Raw genomic sequence first — 15,688 nt, forward strand, 5'->3', positions numbered from 1 at the left:
CTAGTGCTTTTCGGGCGATCCTTCGCCCGCGGTATGGGAGTTGGCATCTTTTCCGCGCGGACAATCAAAGCCAAGCATCTGCCTCTTGGGGCCGGGCATTTAATCCCTTGACGGCGTATTGCCCAGGCATCACGCCGCCATCGGCATAAATCGCGATAGGGCGTTGGGCCAGCGGGGCATCTGCTTTTTCCATTTGCTTGAGCGCCTGTACCGTCTGCACCGGCAGGCGCAGCGCCACGCAGGCGCAATCCCTGTGGGCGGCCAGCCGCGCGGCAGCGGCGCAGGCCCGCTCCAGCAGCCAGGCGTGCGCGTCGATCTGGCCCGTGCCGCTGCAAGCCGGGCATTCCTGCCCCAGCGCCTCATCCAGGCCATAGCCCAGCCGCTGGCGGCGCAGTTCCACCAGCCCCAGCCGGGTAAAGCCCAGCACCTGCACCCGGTTCCGGTCCGGCGCAAAGGCCTCCCGCAGCACGGCAAGCACTTGCTCCCGCGCAGGTTCCCGAGCCATATCGATAAAGTCGATCACCGCCATGCCGCCCATATCCCGCAGCCGCAGTTGGCGGGCCGCCTCAGCGGCCGCCTCCAGATTGGTCCGCAGGATCGTATCCTCAAAATCGCCCTTTCCGGTAAACTTGCCGGTATTGACATCGATCACCGTCATGGCCTGGGTGCGCTCGATCAGCAAAAATCCGCCGCTTTTAAGCCATACCCGGCGATGCTGCAGCTCCCGCAGGGGCTTGTCCAGCCCCCGGGCCTCCAGCAGGCTGCCCGGCTCGTCAAAGCGCTGCACCTGCGGCCAGCATTCCGGCAACAAGCGGCGGATAAACGCCAGCGCTGCCGCAAGGCCGCCGCCCTGCCCCTGCACCGTCAAGTGCGCGACATCTTCCATATGGTCCCGCACCACCCGCAGGGGCAGCGCATTTTCCCCGCCCAGCAGGCCGGGCATATGGCGCTCTGCCTGCCCGGCCAAAATCTCGTTCCACTGTGCCAGCAGCGCCTCGCACTCGCGGCGCAGCTGTGCCTCGGTGCAGTCCGCAGCCGCCGTCCGCACGATGGCCCCCATCCCTTCTGGCAGCATACCGCGCACCAGGGCTTTGAGCGCTTCGCGCCGCTCATCCCCGCCAATACGGCGGGAAACCCCCACCGCGTCCTCCATGGGCGTGAGCACCAGCGCCACGCCCGGGAGGGTGATCCGCTCGGTCAGCCGCAGACCCTTATCCCCGCCGGGGCAGCTTTCCACCTGCACCAGCACCCACTGGCCGGCGCGCAAGCGCTTTTGTATCGGCGTGCGCACATGCCCCGCCAGCTGCTGGACATGTAAAAAAGCCTTTTGCGGCAGGCCGATGTCCACAAAGGCCGCCTGCAACCCGCTCAGCACGTTTTCCACGCGGCCGCTATAGATCTCCCCAACGCGTCCGGCGGTTTTGCTGTGCTCTGCATAGACCGCAGCCAGCTTCCCTTCCTCTAAAACCACCGCCCGGGTCAAAAAACGGCCCTGTTCGATCAGGATCTCCCTCATGCTTCCTCCAACGCCAGCAGGCTGACAGGCTGATTCGCCCGGCAGGCCCAAAGCGCCAGGCGGTTGACGGGATAATCCTCAATGCGGTACGGCACGCCAGCCTGCGCGCACAGGGCCTGCATCACGGTCTCGGGCTTTAGATTGGCGGCAGAGCCGGTCTTAAGCCGCATATTCAGGGCCCTTTGCTCCGCATTAAATTGAAGGCTGACCACCATCGGCCGGATATCCAGCTCCTTTTCGCCCTTCTTGGTCTCCCGCCAGGCCATCACCTGCTCCCGCGCCAAAAGCGCCTGGGCTTGCACCGCCCAATCCACGGGGCTTCCCTTGGGCAGCTCCACGCAATAATCGGACAGGGCGACCTGCGCCATCAGCGCCGGATAAGAATCCTCCACCTTGGCGCCGCCCAGTATCTCCAACCCCGCGGGCGCGGCGGCGCGCAGCGCCGCTACAAAGGCCTGGGCATCCCATGCCTCGCTGCCCTCGGCCAGCCCCACATCCATATACTCATCATCGCTTGTGTTGCCCACCGCCACCGCGGAGGCAAAACTAAGCACCATGTGCGGGTTAAAGCCCGCCGAATAGGCCACCGGCACCCCGCTACGGCGCAGCGCCCGCTGCATGGCCCGCATCAGGTCCAGGTGGCCGATATAGCGCACTTTCTCGCCCTTGGCAAAGCGCACAATCATCCTCATTTTACCGCACCTCCGCACACCTTTTGTAACCCGCAGCCGTGGCAGCCGCCCCGGCAGTCCGGCGTGGTCTGCGCGGCGAGGGCCCTTTCCCGCTCGCGCTTAAAAAAGTCATCGTTCACCCCGCAGGAGAGGTGGGCCCAGGGCATCACCTCGTCCAAAGCGCGCGGCCTTGCAGCATAAAAGTTTACGTTAACGCCGCAGGCCTCAAAGGCCTGCATCCACCCCTCGTAGTTGAACTGATCCGACCAGCCGTCAAAGATGCAGCCCAGGCGGTAGGCCTTCTCCAGGGCGTCGGCCAGCCTGCGGTCTCCCCGGGCGAATACGGCCTCCAGCACGCTGAGCCGCGAATCGTGCCAGCTGAACTCCACCCCGCGTATGGGGCGCAGGGCGTCTTTCAGCAGGGCGCGCTTGCGGTCAAACTCCGCCATGGTATTTTGCCCTTCCCACTGGAAGGGGGTAAAGGGCTTGGGCACAAAGTTGGATACGCTGACCGTTACCCGCAGTCCCTTGGCCCGTTTCTCCTTGGGGACGGCGTAATAGGCGTTTTTCACCTTTTGCGCCAGCTCTACAATGCCCATCAGGTCCTCATCGGTCTCGGTGGGCAGCCCGCACATGAAATACAGCTTGACCGCGTTCCACCCGCCGTTAAAAGCCTTTTCCACCGTGCCCATCAGGTCCTGCTCGGTGATGTTTTTGTTGATCACGTCCCGCAGCCGCTGGGTTCCGGCCTCGGGTGCAAAGGTCAACCCGCTCTTGCGCACCTTTTGGATCTCCTGCATAAACTGCTCCTCAAAGGAGTCCAGCCGCAGCGAGGGCAGCGAGAGGGAGACCCGCTTGTCCGCAAAGGCGTCGTTCAATTCTTTAGCAAGCTCCGGCAGGCGGGAATAATCCCCCGTGCTCAGCGAAGTCAGGGAGATCTCCTCATAGCCCGTGGAAGCCTCCAGCGCGCAGGCCTGCTCGGTCAATACCTCGGGGCTCTTCTCGCGCACCGGGCGGTAGATCATCCCCGCCTGGCAAAAGCGGCAGCCCCGGGTGCAGCCCCGGAAAACCTCCAGCATAATCCGGTCGTGCACCGGCTCAAGATAGGGGACGATCCCCTTTTCCGGAAAGGGCGCAGCATCCAGATCGGTCAAAAAGCGCTTTTCGATCTTCGGGGGAATACCAGCCTCCCTGGGGGTGATGCTGCGGATGCGCCCATCCGCCTCATATTCCACGGCATAAAACGCCGGCACATACACCCCTGCAAGCCCGGCCGCCTGGCGCAAAAACGCGCCGCGCGCCTGCCCTGAAGCCTTCCAGGCCTCATAAACGTCCAACAGCTCGTCCAGCACTTCTTCCCCCTCGCCCAACACCACAATATCCGCAAAGGGGGCGATGGGCTCCGGGTTATAAGCGCAGGGCCCGCCCAGAACCACAAAGGGGGCGCCCTCCCCCCGGTCGCAAGCGCGCAGCGGGATGCCGCCCAGATCCAACATCAGCAATACGTTGGTATAGCTCAGCTCATACTGCAGGGAAAACCCTACCATATCAAATTCGCCAAGCGGCGTGCCGGTCTCCAACGTGCAAAGCGGGATATGGTTTTCCCGCATCTTTTGCAGCATGTCCACCCAGGGCGCAAAGGCCCGCTCGCAATAGGCGCTCTCCCGCCGGTTGATAGCGTCGTACAATATCCGCATCCCCAGGTGGGACATACCCACCTCGTACGTATCCGGAAAGCAAAAGGCAAAACGCGTCTTGATCCCCTCCAGGGGTTTGACGACCTCGTTCAGTTCCCCGCCGGTATACCGGCCGGGCCGCGATACCTGCGGCAAAATTTCAGACAATTCTTTTTGCAAAGCGCTGCCCCTATCTATCGTAATTTTGCTTTAAAAGCACCTTAAGATTATCACGTTTGGGGCCTGCGGGTCAATTCTTGGCGTACATCTGGTAGATCCGCGCCACGGCGATATGCCCCATCCCCTCGGATAGCGCAAGGCCGATCTCCCGCTCTCCCAGCACGCCTCGCGCAGCGTTTTGCCGGTCTAAAATCAATATTTGGTAATAGCGGCTGGGCGCCATGCGATTGAGCACGTCCTGCAAAGGGGTATCTCCCCGGACGGCAATGGTCTGTACCGGCAGAAAGCCCTGTTGCTGCAGCGCCAGTTCCTTATAATTCATATCCCGCATCCAAAGATATGGCGTGGCCTTCCCCTCGGCTAGCGCACATAAAAAGATATAGGGCGCGGCCAGCAGGTAGCTTAAGCCCGCAGCCTGCCCGCCTTGAAGCAGCACGATCCCCATGGCCCCCAATCCAAGGGAGAGCACCTTGCCCAGGCTGACCACCAGGTGGGTGGCCTTTTTCAGCCCCAGCGCCCGGGCGAGCAGGGCGCGCATGGCCCGGCCGCCATCCAGCGGCATGGCGGGGATCAGGTTGATAAAGGCGATAGACAGGTTCACATTAGCCAAAAACTGCAGCTGAGGGCCGTAGTTTTTCAGCCCATAAAAGAGGGCCACGCAAGAGAAAGCCAGCGCCAGGCTGCAAACCGGCCCTGCCAGGGCAATGGTGGCCTCCGCCTGCGGACGCACCGGCAGGTTGGCCTCCAGCCGCGCCACACCGCCCATGGGCATCAGCTCGATCTCCGCTACCCGGCAATGGAAGGCCAGCGCCACCGCCACGTGGCTAAGCTCGTGCAGCGTCAGCATGGTAAACAGCGCCAGCACAAACCCGCCCTGCCCCAGCAAAACGGTGGGGATCAGCCAGAGGATAAAAAAGGGGCTTATCAGCAAGTCGATATTGCCGATACGCCCCAGCCGGATCTTGCCTCGTTTCAGCATGGTTATACCCCGCCCGCGTCCTGCGTCTTCTCCGTATCGTCGATATGGGGCAGCGGGTCAAAGGCGCGGCCCTGATAGCGCAATTCAAAGTGCAGCACGGCCTGCTCCCCTGTCTTTGCAATGGTGGCGATCTTCTGGTGCTGGGTCACCGCGTCCCCCTCTTTAACGGCGATATCTGTGAGCTGGTAATACACGGTCTCCAGCTCGTCGCCATGGTCGATCTTGACGTATGCGCCCCGGGTGGCGTCCTGCCCCAGCTCCGTCACCGTACCATCGGCAGCGGCCAGCACATCCCCGGTATCCTGCCCCGCGATGTCCAGCCCCTCGTTGCGCCCCTCAATAAAGCGCGCCGTGATCTTTCCCGCCGCAGGCGCGGCCAGGGTGGGCACATCCTCGGGCAGGGCTGCGCTCTCCATCCCCGAGAATACCGAAACGGCATCCGGGAAGATATTCTCCACAAACCGCAGCTGGCCAATGGTCTCATCCAGTTTGAGCGGTGCCTCAATGGTCTGCTTAAAGGTGCTCATGGCCTGGCGGCTCCAGGGCTGGTCGATGGCTTTGGCCACCAGCACCACCAGCACCACAGCCGCGCATACGCCCACCTTGATCATGATCTTATTGAGCTGGCGGTCCTCCTCGCTCTTTTCGCCGCCCCGCGGGCTGCCGCGCCGGGCGGATACCGCCGTTACCCGGCCACGCGCCGGCCCTTTTTTCCCCTTGCGGCCGCTAGAGCGGGTATAGCCCCGATAATCCCGCCGCTGTGCGCCGTAATACCCGCTCACCCCCGTGTACTGCATCCGCGGCCGTTCTATCTCCGGGGCTGGCTGGGCCTGCGGCTCCCGGGGTTCCGCGCCCTCTTCCGGCGCCTCGTCTACCCTGGCGGGCGCCAACCAGTCCGGCAGTGCGCCGTCCTCTACCGTGATCCCCCGCATGGCGATGGCCTTGGGCGGCGCCTCGCCGGGCCCCGCCCCCTCATCGATCGTCATTTCCTGCGGGTCTCCCGTGCGCTCTAAAAAGCGGTCGATCTCGCTTTGCACGTCCTCCCCCTCCGGGCTGGGATCGCTCTGTAATGGATATACCTCAAAAGCGGTGGTGTTCAACCGCGTCAGGTTGCCCTTCCCCTCTTGCATATGCTCTTCCTCCTTATTACCTGGGTTCACTTCATCCTATGTGAGCCCAGGGGGGAACATGCAAAAGAAAAGGCCGTTGGTCCCCGTAAAGAGAACAAACGGCCTGCAGCCTTGCGTTATGGTTTTGTATGCCCCTAAAGCTGGGTAAAGGGCGATTCCATGGGCGGATTCACCAGCTCCCGCCAATCCAGGTCCCCCCGCTCCAGCGCCATGAGCATGGCCTCGGCCGAGGCCATATTGGTAGCCAGCGGGATATCGTGCACGTCGCACAGCCGCAAAAGGGCCGAAACATCCGGCTCGTGGGGCTGGGCCGTCAACGGGTCGCGCAGAAAGATAATCAGATCCAGCCGGTTATAGGCCACCAGCGAACCGATCTGTTGGTCGCCCCCCATAGGGCCGGATAAAAAGCAGTGCACCGGAAGGCCGGTCGCCTCGGATACCAGGCTGCCCGTGGTGCCTGTGGCGCAAAGCGCGTGCTTTTTAAGGATGTCACAATAGGCGATGGCGAAATTCACCATGTCAGGCTTCTTCTTGTCGTGCGCTATCAATGCGATGTTCATGGTTCTCCCCCCCAATTTCAGGCGGCCGGTTTCGCCGCAGCCAAACATTCATCACTAACCCTAATAATATCATAATTGAAAACACACTGGAACCCCCATAACTCATTAAAGGTAAAGGAATTCCGGTTATGGGCATCACGCCCAGGGTCATTCCAATGTTTTCAAAGATGTGGAAGAACAGCATGGACACCACGCCCACCACGATCAGCGAACAAAAACGGTCCTGCAATTTATAGGCCATGTAGATCAGGCGGAAGATCAGCAAAAAGTAAAGCCCCAGCAGCACCATGGCCCCCACAAAACCAAAGGTCTCGCATACCACCGAAAAGATAAAGTCCGTATGCTTTTCCGGCACGTAATTGAGCTGGCTCATCGCCCCGGTGTTGAACATCCCCTTGCCAAACATCTGCCCTGAGCCGATGGCGATCTTGGACTGGGTCACGTGATAGGCGCTGGAGCCGGTATCCGAGGCAAGCCCCAGGTAGACCAGCACCCGCTGCTTTTGCACATCGTTTAAAATGAACATCCATAGCACCGGCACCGCCGCAATGCCGCTGCCGGCGATAATGGCGATCAGCCGACCCCGCAGCCCGCCCAGGAACATCATCCCCGCAAAGATCGACAGGAACACCAGCGCCGTACCAAAGTCCGGCTGGGCCAGGATCAGGGCAAACGGCAGCAGAAAATAGCCCAGTATGGGCAGCAGCTGTTTAAAGGAGTGGATCCCACCGTCGCAGGCGGCGATCTTTTTGGCTAAAAAGATAATGATGGCGATCTTGGCGATCTCGGAAGGTTGGAACATCCGACTGCCCAGCTTGAACCAGGATACCGCGCCCCGGCTGGCTGTAGAGAAGATAAACAGCGCCGCTAGCAGCGCCACGTTGGCCCAATAGATCCAATCGGCAAAGCGCTTATACACCTTATAGTCGATGGTCATGGTCAAGATCAGCAGCACAAAGCCCAATACGAACCATAGCAGTTGCAGCCGCACGTAGTAGACGTTCATCATCTTAAGCCACTCCCAAAAGTTCACCCCGTCCGGCGGGATGGTGGGCGTGGCCGTAGCGCTGGCAATGCCGATGAGGCTGTAGATCCCCAGCGCCACGATGAGCAGCGGCAGCATCCAATCGATATTTCTGTACCAGGCCCTGTTGGGCCGTTTGGGCAACTTAAATCTCAATGTTCCTTATCTCCTTCAGATCATACGCTTTTTGCAGCAGGCGCATTGGCCCCCGCCAAATGGAGCTTTAACACCGGCACGCTGGCCTGCAGCGTGCTCATCACAAGCTCGCCGTCCCGGTCCCGCTTAAGCTCCAGGCGGAACTGTTCTTCGTCCACATCCATGTACTTTTGCAGCGCGGCCACCACGTCCATCCGCACAGAGCCCAAAAAGGCCTCTGAATTATCGCAGCGGTCCTGCGCGACCACGGCCATCAGCCGCTCGCGCGCCACATTGCCGCTTTTTTTGTCGCGCCGCAGGAATGCAAATAAATTCATAAGCGCGCCCCCTATCTCGCCTGGCGCAGCCGCCCGGGCCAGAAACGCCGCCAGCCCTGGGGGCCTTCCAGGTTCATCATGGGGACCTGCGCCCCGCCGATGCGCCGCACGATATTGCGGTAAGCCTGCCCGGCAGGGGCGTGCTTGTCCAGCACCACCGGCTGGCCCATATTGGTCGAGCGGATGATCTGCTCGTCATCCGGCACCAGCCCCAAAAGCGGCACGCCCAGCACGTCCAGCACGTCGTCCGCGCGCATCATCTCGCCCCGGCGCACCATCTCCGGGCGGATGCGGTTGATCACCAGCTCCTGCGAGGTAATACCGTTGGCGTTAAGCAGGCCGATGATCCGGTCCGCATCCCGGATAGAGGATACCTCCGGCATGGTCACCACCACGGCCTTGTCCGCCCCGGCGATGGCGTTGTAAAACCCCTGTTCGATGCCCGCCGGGCAATCGATCAGCACATAATCGTTCTGTTCGCGCAGCGCCTCGATCACCTTTTTCATCTGCTCCGGGGTGACGGCGGTCTTGTCCCGGGTCTGCGCCGCGGGCAGCAGCTGCAGGTTTTGAAAGCGCCTGTCCCGGATCAGCGCCTGCTCCAGTTTGCAGGTTTGATCCACCACATCCACCAGGTCGAAGATAATGCGGTTTTCAAGTCCCATCACCACATCCAGGTTCCGAAGGCCGATATCCGTGTCCACCAAAGCGACGCTGTGGCCTTCCCGCGCCAGGCCGGTGCCGATATTGGCCACCGCAGTCGTCTTGCCTACGCCGCCCTTGCCCGACGTCACCACCAGTACTTTCCCCATTTGAAGTTCCCCCTTCATCTCTTGTCTTTTGTCTTATCTCTTTATATCTATCTAATCCGTTAAGGGTTCGATCACGATCTTTCCGGCCAATAGCCTGGCCTTTTCCGGATAGCCGGCTTTTTCCAACCCCTCCTCTGGCGGCAGGTTGACCACCTTGGCGATGGCCAGCAGCGTAGGCTGCAGGCTCAGCGCGGCGATCACCGCGCGCTCATCTCCGGCATAACCCGCATGGGCCTTGCCGCGCAGCGCGCCCATGACCACGATGCTGCCATCGGCGATCAGCTCCGCCCCCGGGTTTACATCCCCTACGATCACCACATGCCCGCTGGCCCGTATGCGCTGGCCGCTGCGGATCAATCCGTGGATAAACTGGGTCTTGTCGGTAGGCACCGGCAAAATTTTGATGCCGCTATTCCCCGGGGAATCCGCCATCTGCGCCGCGCTTGGCCCGGGTTCCTCCGTCTTGTCCGCCGGCGGGGGCTGCTGGCTTGTCGGCTCCTCCTGGCATGCAGCTTCTTTTTCATCCTCAAAGGATAGGGATAAAATGCCAAACTCCCGATACATCCAGGCCGCCAGCCTTTCCCTTTGGGCCTCGTCCATTGCCGCGCCGCACAGGGCCACGCCCTGGCCGCCCTTATAAAAGGCGGGGTGGCGGGCCATGCGCGCCTTGATGGCCTGGCGTATCTCCTCAAACCCGGCTTCCCTGGCCACTGTGATGCGCAGCACTTCGCCCCGCCCCTGCCAGGAATGGATGATCTCGTCCATCGCCGCCTCCTTACTGCCCCATGCTGCCCGGCGTGGGCAAATTCTCTTCAGACTGGGCCTCTTTACTCTCCATGTAATAGGTGACGATCTCCTTCATCGTATAAGAACTCAGCGCACCCGATAGGCCGTTGGGGATAAATACCACCACGGCGATCTCCGGTTCGTCATAGGGCGCAAAGCCGACGAACCAGGAGTTGTTCTCAATATCCAGCGTAGAGACCTGCGCCGTACCGGTCTTGCCGCCGATCTGGTCGCGGTACTTATAGCCATCAAAGTATTTTGCCGCAGTACCCTGATCCTCGGGCGAGACCACCTCTCTCATTCCCTCTTTAATCGCTTCCAGATACTGCGCGGGGATCTCCAGATCCTCCACCAGCTTAGGCTGCATCTCTTCTACCGTGCGTCCCTCGCTGTCCTCGATCCGCTTGATCAGCGAGGCGTCATACACCTTGCCGCCGTTTACCAGCGCGGAAACATACCGCACCACCGCAATAGGGGTCAGCGTGGTCATACTCTGGCCGATGCCCGCCACAATGGTCTGGTTGGGCGTCCACTGCAGCTCCGTCATCAGGTTGAGCAGTTCCAGATCCATGCTGTTGGCGCGGATCACTCCCTCCGGGAAATGCAGATTATCCCGCAGCATGGTCTTGATCTGGGAGACCTGGTTGTCCGCCTTGGTGGCTACCAGGTCCATCATACTCTTCAAATTGGCCTGAAGGTTGTTTTCCTCCAGTTCGATGCCGTTTTCCTCGGCGATATTGGTGACAAAAGCCTTGATCTGCCGGTTGACCAGAATGGGGATGGAGCTTTGCTGCTCGTCCAGCGGCTTTGAAGCGTCGTACAATACCGTCTGGTTGGCGACCTGACCTGTGGCCTCGCCGGGCAGCTCGATATTGGTCTTGCTGGTCAGCCCCAGCTTGTCCGCCCACTTATTGATCCCGTCGATCTCCAGACGGGAGGCCGTTTCAAAGAAGTAATAGTTGCACGAGTCCCTCAGGGCCGTGGTAATGTTCTCGTTCTGGTGCTGGCTGAAGTTAGGCTTGACCCAGCAGGCCGGCGCCTTACCGGTAACGGTGTATTTATCGTAGGGGCCCAAGTCGTCCATGGTCTCGGTCAGGGTGATCTTGCCCTCCATCAGGCCGGCCAGGCCGGTCACCATCTTAAAAATAGAACCCGGCGTGCTCTTGGCGTTGATGGCTTTGTTGAAAAGCGGGTTGCCCGTCTGCTCCTGCAGGGCCTTATAGTCCTCCGAGCTGATGCCGCCGATAAACGCGTTCGGGTCATAAGAGGGGTAATTGGCCAGGGCTAGGACGCGTCCGGTGGACACCTCCATTACAATAGCCGTGCCCATTTCTGCGTATTGCAGCGGCGAGCCGCGTTGGGCCACTACCTCGTCGTATTTCGTGGGATTGGCCTCGTATTTGGCCTTTTGCTGGGCCACGACCTCCTCGATATTGGCCTTAAGCGCATCCTCCACCTTTTTCTGCAGGGCGGCGTCGATGGTCAGCACCACATTGTTGCCATCGGTGGGCGCTTCATAATCCAGCTCCCGGGTGACCTTGCCCTGGCTGTTGACCTCCACAACCCGCTGGCCCTGGTGCTCTGCACTGCTGCCGGTCAGGTAGGTCTCCATGCTGGATTCTACCCCCGTGATGCCCACCTGGTCCTCGGTGCCGTATTTCTGTTCGGCATATTGCTCTAGCAAAGTATCGGTGATCTTGCCCGTGTAGCCCAATACGTTGCCCGCCATCTCCCCGCGGGGGTAGACCCGTACCGTGCTCTCGCTGGTGGAGATACCCTCCAGCTCGATGGCGCGCGCCTCTATCTGTGAGACCGTTGCTAGGTTCACGTTGGAGGCGATCTTCACCGGTACATAGCTTAGGTAACTAGTCAGCTGCGCTTCCTGCCAGATGGAGAGCAGCTTGCGCGCCTCCTCATAGGGCATCTCTTCCGGGATCTGGTAGCGCTGGCGCAGGTAGGTGTAGATCTCCTCCGCCGTCTTTTTTGAATCGGGTATATACATGTTGCTGCGCCAGTTTTTCTCGCGCTTTTGCGCGGCCTCCTCGGAAATATCCCCCCACTGGAAGGCAAAGCCCGCCTCTGGCGTATACTGTATGGCAAAGGTATCGATCACTTCATATCCGTTTTGCTCGATAATATCGATGGCCGCCATCAGCGAATTGGTATAGGCCAGGTTATCCGCCGCCTTGTTGCGGGTGGGGTCGCGCATAAACTCTACATCATAGCTCTTTTGGTTATAGGCCAAAGGCAGCCCGTTGGTATCTAAAATCTTGCCGCGCTCCCCCTTCAGGGTGATGGTGCGCTGCTTGCCGCTCTGGGATTGGGCGTAGTACGCCTCCCCCTGACGCAGTTGCAGGTCCGCCATGGAGCCGCCCAGCACGCAGAATAACAGCGCCAGGGCCACAGCAAAGATTGTAAAACGTATTTTCGCATTCATCGTATTCGCGTTTCAAGCCTCCTTAAACCCAAGTATGCGCGTCAGCCGCGCTTGCGGCCATAAAACCGCGTGGCCTGCCAGGTATGCTTTTTATGGGTGCGCATCTTTTTAAACCAAAAGATCGTAAACCAGGCCAGGCTGACGGCTGCATGGTACAGCGTGCCCGGCAGAACAGCCTGGGTAAAGACCCGCGCCATGGGTACGCCTACGCCCGAAAAATAAGCCACCACCAATGTGAATACCTGGCGCAGGAAATAGCACAGCACACTGACCCCCGCGGCTTTCAGGATGGCCGTAAACCCGCCTTCCATCCGGTTATGAAACCCACCGGCGAGAATCGCCACCGCCGTATAAAGCAGCGCATAAGGCCCGATGGACCCGGCCAGCAGCGCGTCCAGCATCAGCCCGCCTACCGCACCGCACACCACCGCCTCAAACCAGCCATACTGCAGTGCGATAAATACGGTCACCAGCAAAAACGCATCCGGCTGTGCGCCTGATATTTGCAGCTGTGGAAACAGCATCGCCTGCAGGGCGATGCCCAGCAGCGTCAGGCAGATCAGTTTAACGTATCTCAAATCCCAAGGTCCTCCAACATCAGGCTATTCGTCGATGGTGATCCCCGCGGACTCCGGCCGGGTGAGCACCACCAGTACGTCTTCCGCCCGGCTGATATCCGCACTGGGTTTGACCAGCGCGTATCGCTCGTCCCCCTCCGTGCGGGCTACCTCTACCACCTCGCCGACCACCAGGCCCCGGGGCAGCAGTCCATCCAGTTGGGTGGTCACGATGCGGTCGCCCGGCACCAGGTCGCTGTCGTCCTGCAAGTACAGCAGCCTGCAATAGCTCTCCTCGCTGCCCAGCAGCATCTGCCCTTTCAGCACGCCGTTATCCCGGGTGCGCTCCACCATCACGCTCAGGGCGCTGCGCCCATCCAGTATGGTCAACACCTGCGAATGGGTATCGCTTACCGAGATCACGCGCCCCAGCAACCCATCGCCCGTGATCACCGCCATGTTCTTTTCCACGCCATCCTGGCTGCCCCGGTTGATCACCACCGTAGCGTACCAGCTCTCCGGCGATTTAGCGATAATGCTGGCCTGCATAAACTCCATATCATCAATGCTATCGGCCGCCCGCTCCAGACCGCGCAGGCGCTGGTTCTCCTGTTTAAGCTCCTCAAGCTGCTGGCGCAGGGTAGCGATCTCGTCGTTTTCAGCCTTCATCCTCTGGTTCTCCCGCAGCAGGGTATTGTTCTCATCCATCATGGTGAACCAGTCCCGCACCTGGCCTTCCACATAGGCGTAGGCCTCCTGCAGCGGGGCGATCGTCCGCCCCACCACCTGGCCGATGGGGCCGTTACGTATCCCAGGCACCGCCATTGCGCCGATCAGGGCCACGATGATGCCCGCCGTGACCAGCCAGGGCCATTTTTTGCGTTTGCGCACAGGCCCGTTTGCTCTAGTTTTTCTCTGCCGCATAGCGCCCTCCCCGCTCGGCCCCGCACGCTTTGGCCCAGTCCTTCAACCAATCCCGCAGCAGCGCCAGCGGCAGCCCTACGACATTGTCATAATTTCCTTCAATTTGGGCGATATAGGGCGATCCCAGCCCCTGGATGCCATACGCCCCCGCCTTATCCTTGCACCACGGTTCACCGCCGGTGTCGGTTTTCCATCTTCCTTTCTCATCCATCCATCCGGCTGCCATCATTTCTTCTTTATACCGTATTGGGTAGTCAGACTTATCCATCGGCTCGCCCGTAGCCACGTAAGATGCGATCTCGTCCTGCGTCATCGGGGCAAAACACACCTTTGTGCAGGCAGCGCCCGTCTTTTTCCAACCCGTAGCCGTATCGATCAGGCACATGCCGGTGTAAACCTCGTGCGCCCGCCCCTGCAGGTGTAAAAGCATCTGCGCGGCCTCTTGGGTATCGCGCGGCTTACCCAGCACCTGATCCCCTAATACGACGATGGTATCCGCGCCCAGCACCAGCGCGCCCTTTTCCACCCGGGCGGCGATGTCAAACGCCTTGTCCGCCGCCAGCTTTGCGGCACCCTGCCCTGCGGGCAGCGAGGCGTCGATATTCCCTTCCGCATCGCTTGGCAGCACCTCAAATTCGGGCACCAAACGTCCCAGCAGCTCCCTGCGTCGCGGCGAGGCCGAAGCCAGCACCCAGCGCCTATCTAAATGCTCTTGCATTGACCAATCAAACCCCTTTGATGATGAGCCGTATACAGCCGGCCCCTATGTATATTCCATAATACGGATTATTATACCATAAACTGCTAGGTTAAGGTATTGCGCATTTTGTCTTGTTTTGTCAACCAGGCATCCCGTGCGATATTCGCCGTAACGCCCAAGCCGCGGCACATTGAAAGGGGCCGGCTATGTTTAGCCGGCCCCGAGTTTGGCGGTTTGCCGCCAAAAATTTACGAAAAGTTTTCTTTTATCCCCACTAGACCAGTTCGATGGCCTTTTTGGGGCATTTGCTTACGCAAACGCCGCACCCCTTGCACTCAGAGGGGATGACCACATGCTTTTGCTTGACCTCGCCCTCGATGGCGCCAAAGGCGCAGTTGCGCTTGCAGATGGTGCAGCCGATGCACTTATCCGCATCGATCCTGGCCTGCCTGCGCTTTTCAAGGTTCGCGCTGATGGCGTGCGTGGGGCATACCTCGCGGCAGACCATGCAGCTGGTGCACTTGGCGTAATCGATCACCGGCAGGTTGTTTTCAATATGGATGGCATCAAACTTACAGTTTTTCTCGCATTTGCCGCAGGCGATGCAGCCGATCACGCAGTTTTCCCGCACCGCACGGCCCTTTTCGATGGCCCTGCAGGCCACCATGGTCAGCTTGGAGGCGGGGATCAGCTGGATGATGTCCTTCGGGCAGGCCGCAACACAGTTGCCGCAGGCCACGCACTTTTCTTCATCCACCTGGGCGATCCCGCCCTCGCCAATATGGATCGCGTCAAAGGGGCAGGCCTTTACACAGCTGCCCAGCCCCAAACATCCGTATTTGCAGGCCTTGTCGCCCCCGGAGACCAGCGCCGCAGCGTTACATTCGGCCAAGCCTTCATATAAATACTTCTTTTTCGCCTTGTCAAAGGTACCCTGGCAGGCCACGCGGGCCACCATCCGTTCGGTCTCTTCCACCTCAACGCCCATCACCTGGGAGATGATCTGCGCCACCTTTGAGCCGCCCACCGGGCAGCCGTTTACCGGCGCCCTGCCCTCGGCCACAGCCGCGGCATACGCATCGCAGCCGGCAAAGCCGCACCCGCCGCAGTTCGCCCCAGGCAGGCTCTCGCGGATCTGCTCAGCCGCCGGGTTGACCTCAACGGCAAACTTTTTGGAGGCGACCGCCAGCCCAGCGCCAAACAACAAGCCCAGCGCGCCCAAAACCAGCGCCGGCATCAAAATTTCCATTACCATAAAGCCGCGCC

15 protein-coding genes are annotated in these 15,688 nt (G+C 60.4%); all 15 read right to left on the reverse strand.

Annotation, left to right across the window (positions count from 1 at the left end; translation table 11 throughout):
• Window positions 1-64: 64 nt before the first annotated feature.
• The 15 genes from H8699_RS06840 to H8699_RS06915 all read right to left on the reverse strand — a co-directional run bounded on the left by H8699_RS06840 (window position 65) and on the right by H8699_RS06915 (window position 15,677).
• Window positions 65-1,516: an Rne/Rng family ribonuclease gene (locus tag H8699_RS06840; protein WP_249285025.1), complete on the reverse strand. Its 1,452-nt coding sequence runs from the start codon at window positions 1,514-1,516 to the stop codon at window positions 65-67.
• Window positions 1,513-2,208: a TIGR03936 family radical SAM-associated protein gene (locus H8699_RS06845; RefSeq protein WP_249285026.1), complete on the reverse strand. Its 696-nt coding sequence runs from the start codon at window positions 2,206-2,208 to the stop codon at window positions 1,513-1,515. The genes H8699_RS06840 and H8699_RS06845 overlap by 4 nt, the downstream gene beginning before the upstream one ends.
• Window positions 2,205-4,043, reverse strand: coding sequence for a TIGR03960 family B12-binding radical SAM protein (locus tag H8699_RS06850; protein ID WP_249285027.1), 1,839 nt, complete (start codon window positions 4,041-4,043; stop codon window positions 2,205-2,207). Before H8699_RS06850 ends, H8699_RS06845 begins: the two co-directional genes overlap by 4 nt.
• Before the next feature lie 70 nt (window positions 4,044-4,113).
• Window positions 4,114-5,022, reverse strand: coding sequence for a M50 family metallopeptidase (locus H8699_RS06855; RefSeq protein ID WP_249285028.1), 909 nt, complete (start codon window positions 5,020-5,022; stop codon window positions 4,114-4,116).
• A gap of 2 nt (window positions 5,023-5,024) precedes the next feature.
• A complete protein-coding gene (locus H8699_RS06860) occupies window positions 5,025-6,152 on the reverse strand; it encodes a M23 family metallopeptidase (RefSeq protein WP_249285029.1) in 1,128 nt (375 codons plus the stop codon).
• A 134-nt stretch (window positions 6,153-6,286) separates the two neighbouring features.
• Complete coding sequence (mgsA, locus tag H8699_RS06865) at window positions 6,287-6,712, reverse strand: methylglyoxal synthase (RefSeq protein ID WP_138296217.1); 426 nt, start codon at window positions 6,710-6,712, stop codon at window positions 6,287-6,289.
• A complete protein-coding gene (gene rodA / locus H8699_RS06870) occupies window positions 6,672-7,892 on the reverse strand; it encodes a rod shape-determining protein RodA (protein WP_249285030.1) in 1,221 nt (406 codons plus the stop codon). The genes mgsA and rodA overlap by 41 nt, the downstream gene beginning before the upstream one ends.
• A gap of 20 nt (window positions 7,893-7,912) precedes the next feature.
• The gene (gene minE / locus H8699_RS06875; protein WP_138296219.1) at window positions 7,913-8,209 is read right to left on the reverse strand and encodes a cell division topological specificity factor MinE; all 297 of its coding nucleotides are present in this window, start codon (window positions 8,207-8,209) and stop codon (window positions 7,913-7,915) included.
• Window positions 8,210-8,220: 11 nt separating this feature from the next.
• Window positions 8,221-9,018: a septum site-determining protein MinD gene (gene minD, locus H8699_RS06880; protein WP_147517639.1), complete on the reverse strand. Its 798-nt coding sequence runs from the start codon at window positions 9,016-9,018 to the stop codon at window positions 8,221-8,223.
• 51 nt (window positions 9,019-9,069) lie between these two features.
• On the reverse strand, window positions 9,070-9,783 hold the full coding sequence (minC, locus tag H8699_RS06885) for a septum site-determining protein MinC (protein WP_249285031.1): 714 nt from the start codon (window positions 9,781-9,783) through the stop codon (window positions 9,070-9,072).
• Between the two features lie 10 nt (window positions 9,784-9,793).
• Entirely contained in the window at window positions 9,794-12,241 is a 2,448-nt protein-coding gene (locus H8699_RS06890; protein ID WP_249285032.1) for a penicillin-binding transpeptidase domain-containing protein, read from the reverse strand.
• 41 nt (window positions 12,242-12,282) lie between these two features.
• Window positions 12,283-12,819, reverse strand: a complete 537-nt coding sequence (gene mreD / locus H8699_RS06895) for a rod shape-determining protein MreD (protein ID WP_249285033.1) — start codon at window positions 12,817-12,819, stop codon at window positions 12,283-12,285.
• Between the two features lie 24 nt (window positions 12,820-12,843).
• Window positions 12,844-13,722, reverse strand: a complete 879-nt coding sequence (gene mreC, locus H8699_RS06900) for a rod shape-determining protein MreC (protein WP_249285034.1) — start codon at window positions 13,720-13,722, stop codon at window positions 12,844-12,846.
• A complete protein-coding gene (locus H8699_RS12445; protein WP_283244163.1) occupies window positions 13,703-14,440 on the reverse strand; it encodes a Maf family protein in 738 nt (245 codons plus the stop codon). The genes mreC and H8699_RS12445 overlap by 20 nt, the downstream gene beginning before the upstream one ends.
• 256 nt (window positions 14,441-14,696) lie before the next feature.
• A complete protein-coding gene (locus H8699_RS06915) occupies window positions 14,697-15,677 on the reverse strand; it encodes an RnfABCDGE type electron transport complex subunit B (protein WP_330605198.1) in 981 nt (326 codons plus the stop codon).
• Between the last annotated feature and the right edge of the window lie 11 nt (window positions 15,678-15,688).

This window comes from Luoshenia tenuis (genome assembly GCF_014384745.1).
Classification (GTDB): domain Bacteria; phylum Bacillota; class Clostridia; order Christensenellales.

Excerpts from the sequence above, each read along its gene's own strand:
- H8699_RS06890 (WP_249285032.1), bottom strand. The coding sequence starts at position 12,241 with ATGAATGCGAAAATACGTTTTACAATCTTTGCTGTGGCCCTGGCGCTG.
- H8699_RS06860 (WP_249285029.1), bottom strand. The coding sequence starts at position 6,152 with ATGCAAGAGGGGAAGGGCAACCTGACGCGGTTGAACACCACCGCTTTT.
- minE (WP_138296219.1), bottom strand. The coding sequence starts at position 8,209 with ATGAATTTATTTGCATTCCTGCGGCGCGACAAAAAAAGCGGCAATGTG.
- H8699_RS06915 (WP_330605198.1), bottom strand. The coding sequence starts at position 15,677 with ATGGTAATGGAAATTTTGATGCCGGCGCTGGTTTTGGGCGCGCTGGGC.
- mreC (WP_249285034.1), bottom strand. The coding sequence starts at position 13,722 with ATGCGGCAGAGAAAAACTAGAGCAAACGGGCCTGTGCGCAAACGCAAA.
- minD (WP_147517639.1), bottom strand. The coding sequence starts at position 9,018 with ATGGGGAAAGTACTGGTGGTGACGTCGGGCAAGGGCGGCGTAGGCAAG.
- H8699_RS12445 (WP_283244163.1), bottom strand. The coding sequence starts at position 14,440 with ATGCAAGAGCATTTAGATAGGCGCTGGGTGCTGGCTTCGGCCTCGCCG.
- mgsA (WP_138296217.1), bottom strand. The coding sequence starts at position 6,712 with ATGAACATCGCATTGATAGCGCACGACAAGAAGAAGCCTGACATGGTG.
- H8699_RS06855 (WP_249285028.1), bottom strand. The coding sequence starts at position 5,022 with ATGCTGAAACGAGGCAAGATCCGGCTGGGGCGTATCGGCAATATCGAC.
- minC (WP_249285031.1), bottom strand. The coding sequence starts at position 9,783 with ATGGACGAGATCATCCATTCCTGGCAGGGGCGGGGCGAAGTGCTGCGC.
- H8699_RS06840 (WP_249285025.1), bottom strand. The coding sequence starts at position 1,516 with ATGAGGGAGATCCTGATCGAACAGGGCCGTTTTTTGACCCGGGCGGTG.
- H8699_RS06845 (WP_249285026.1), bottom strand. The coding sequence starts at position 2,208 with ATGAGGATGATTGTGCGCTTTGCCAAGGGCGAGAAAGTGCGCTATATC.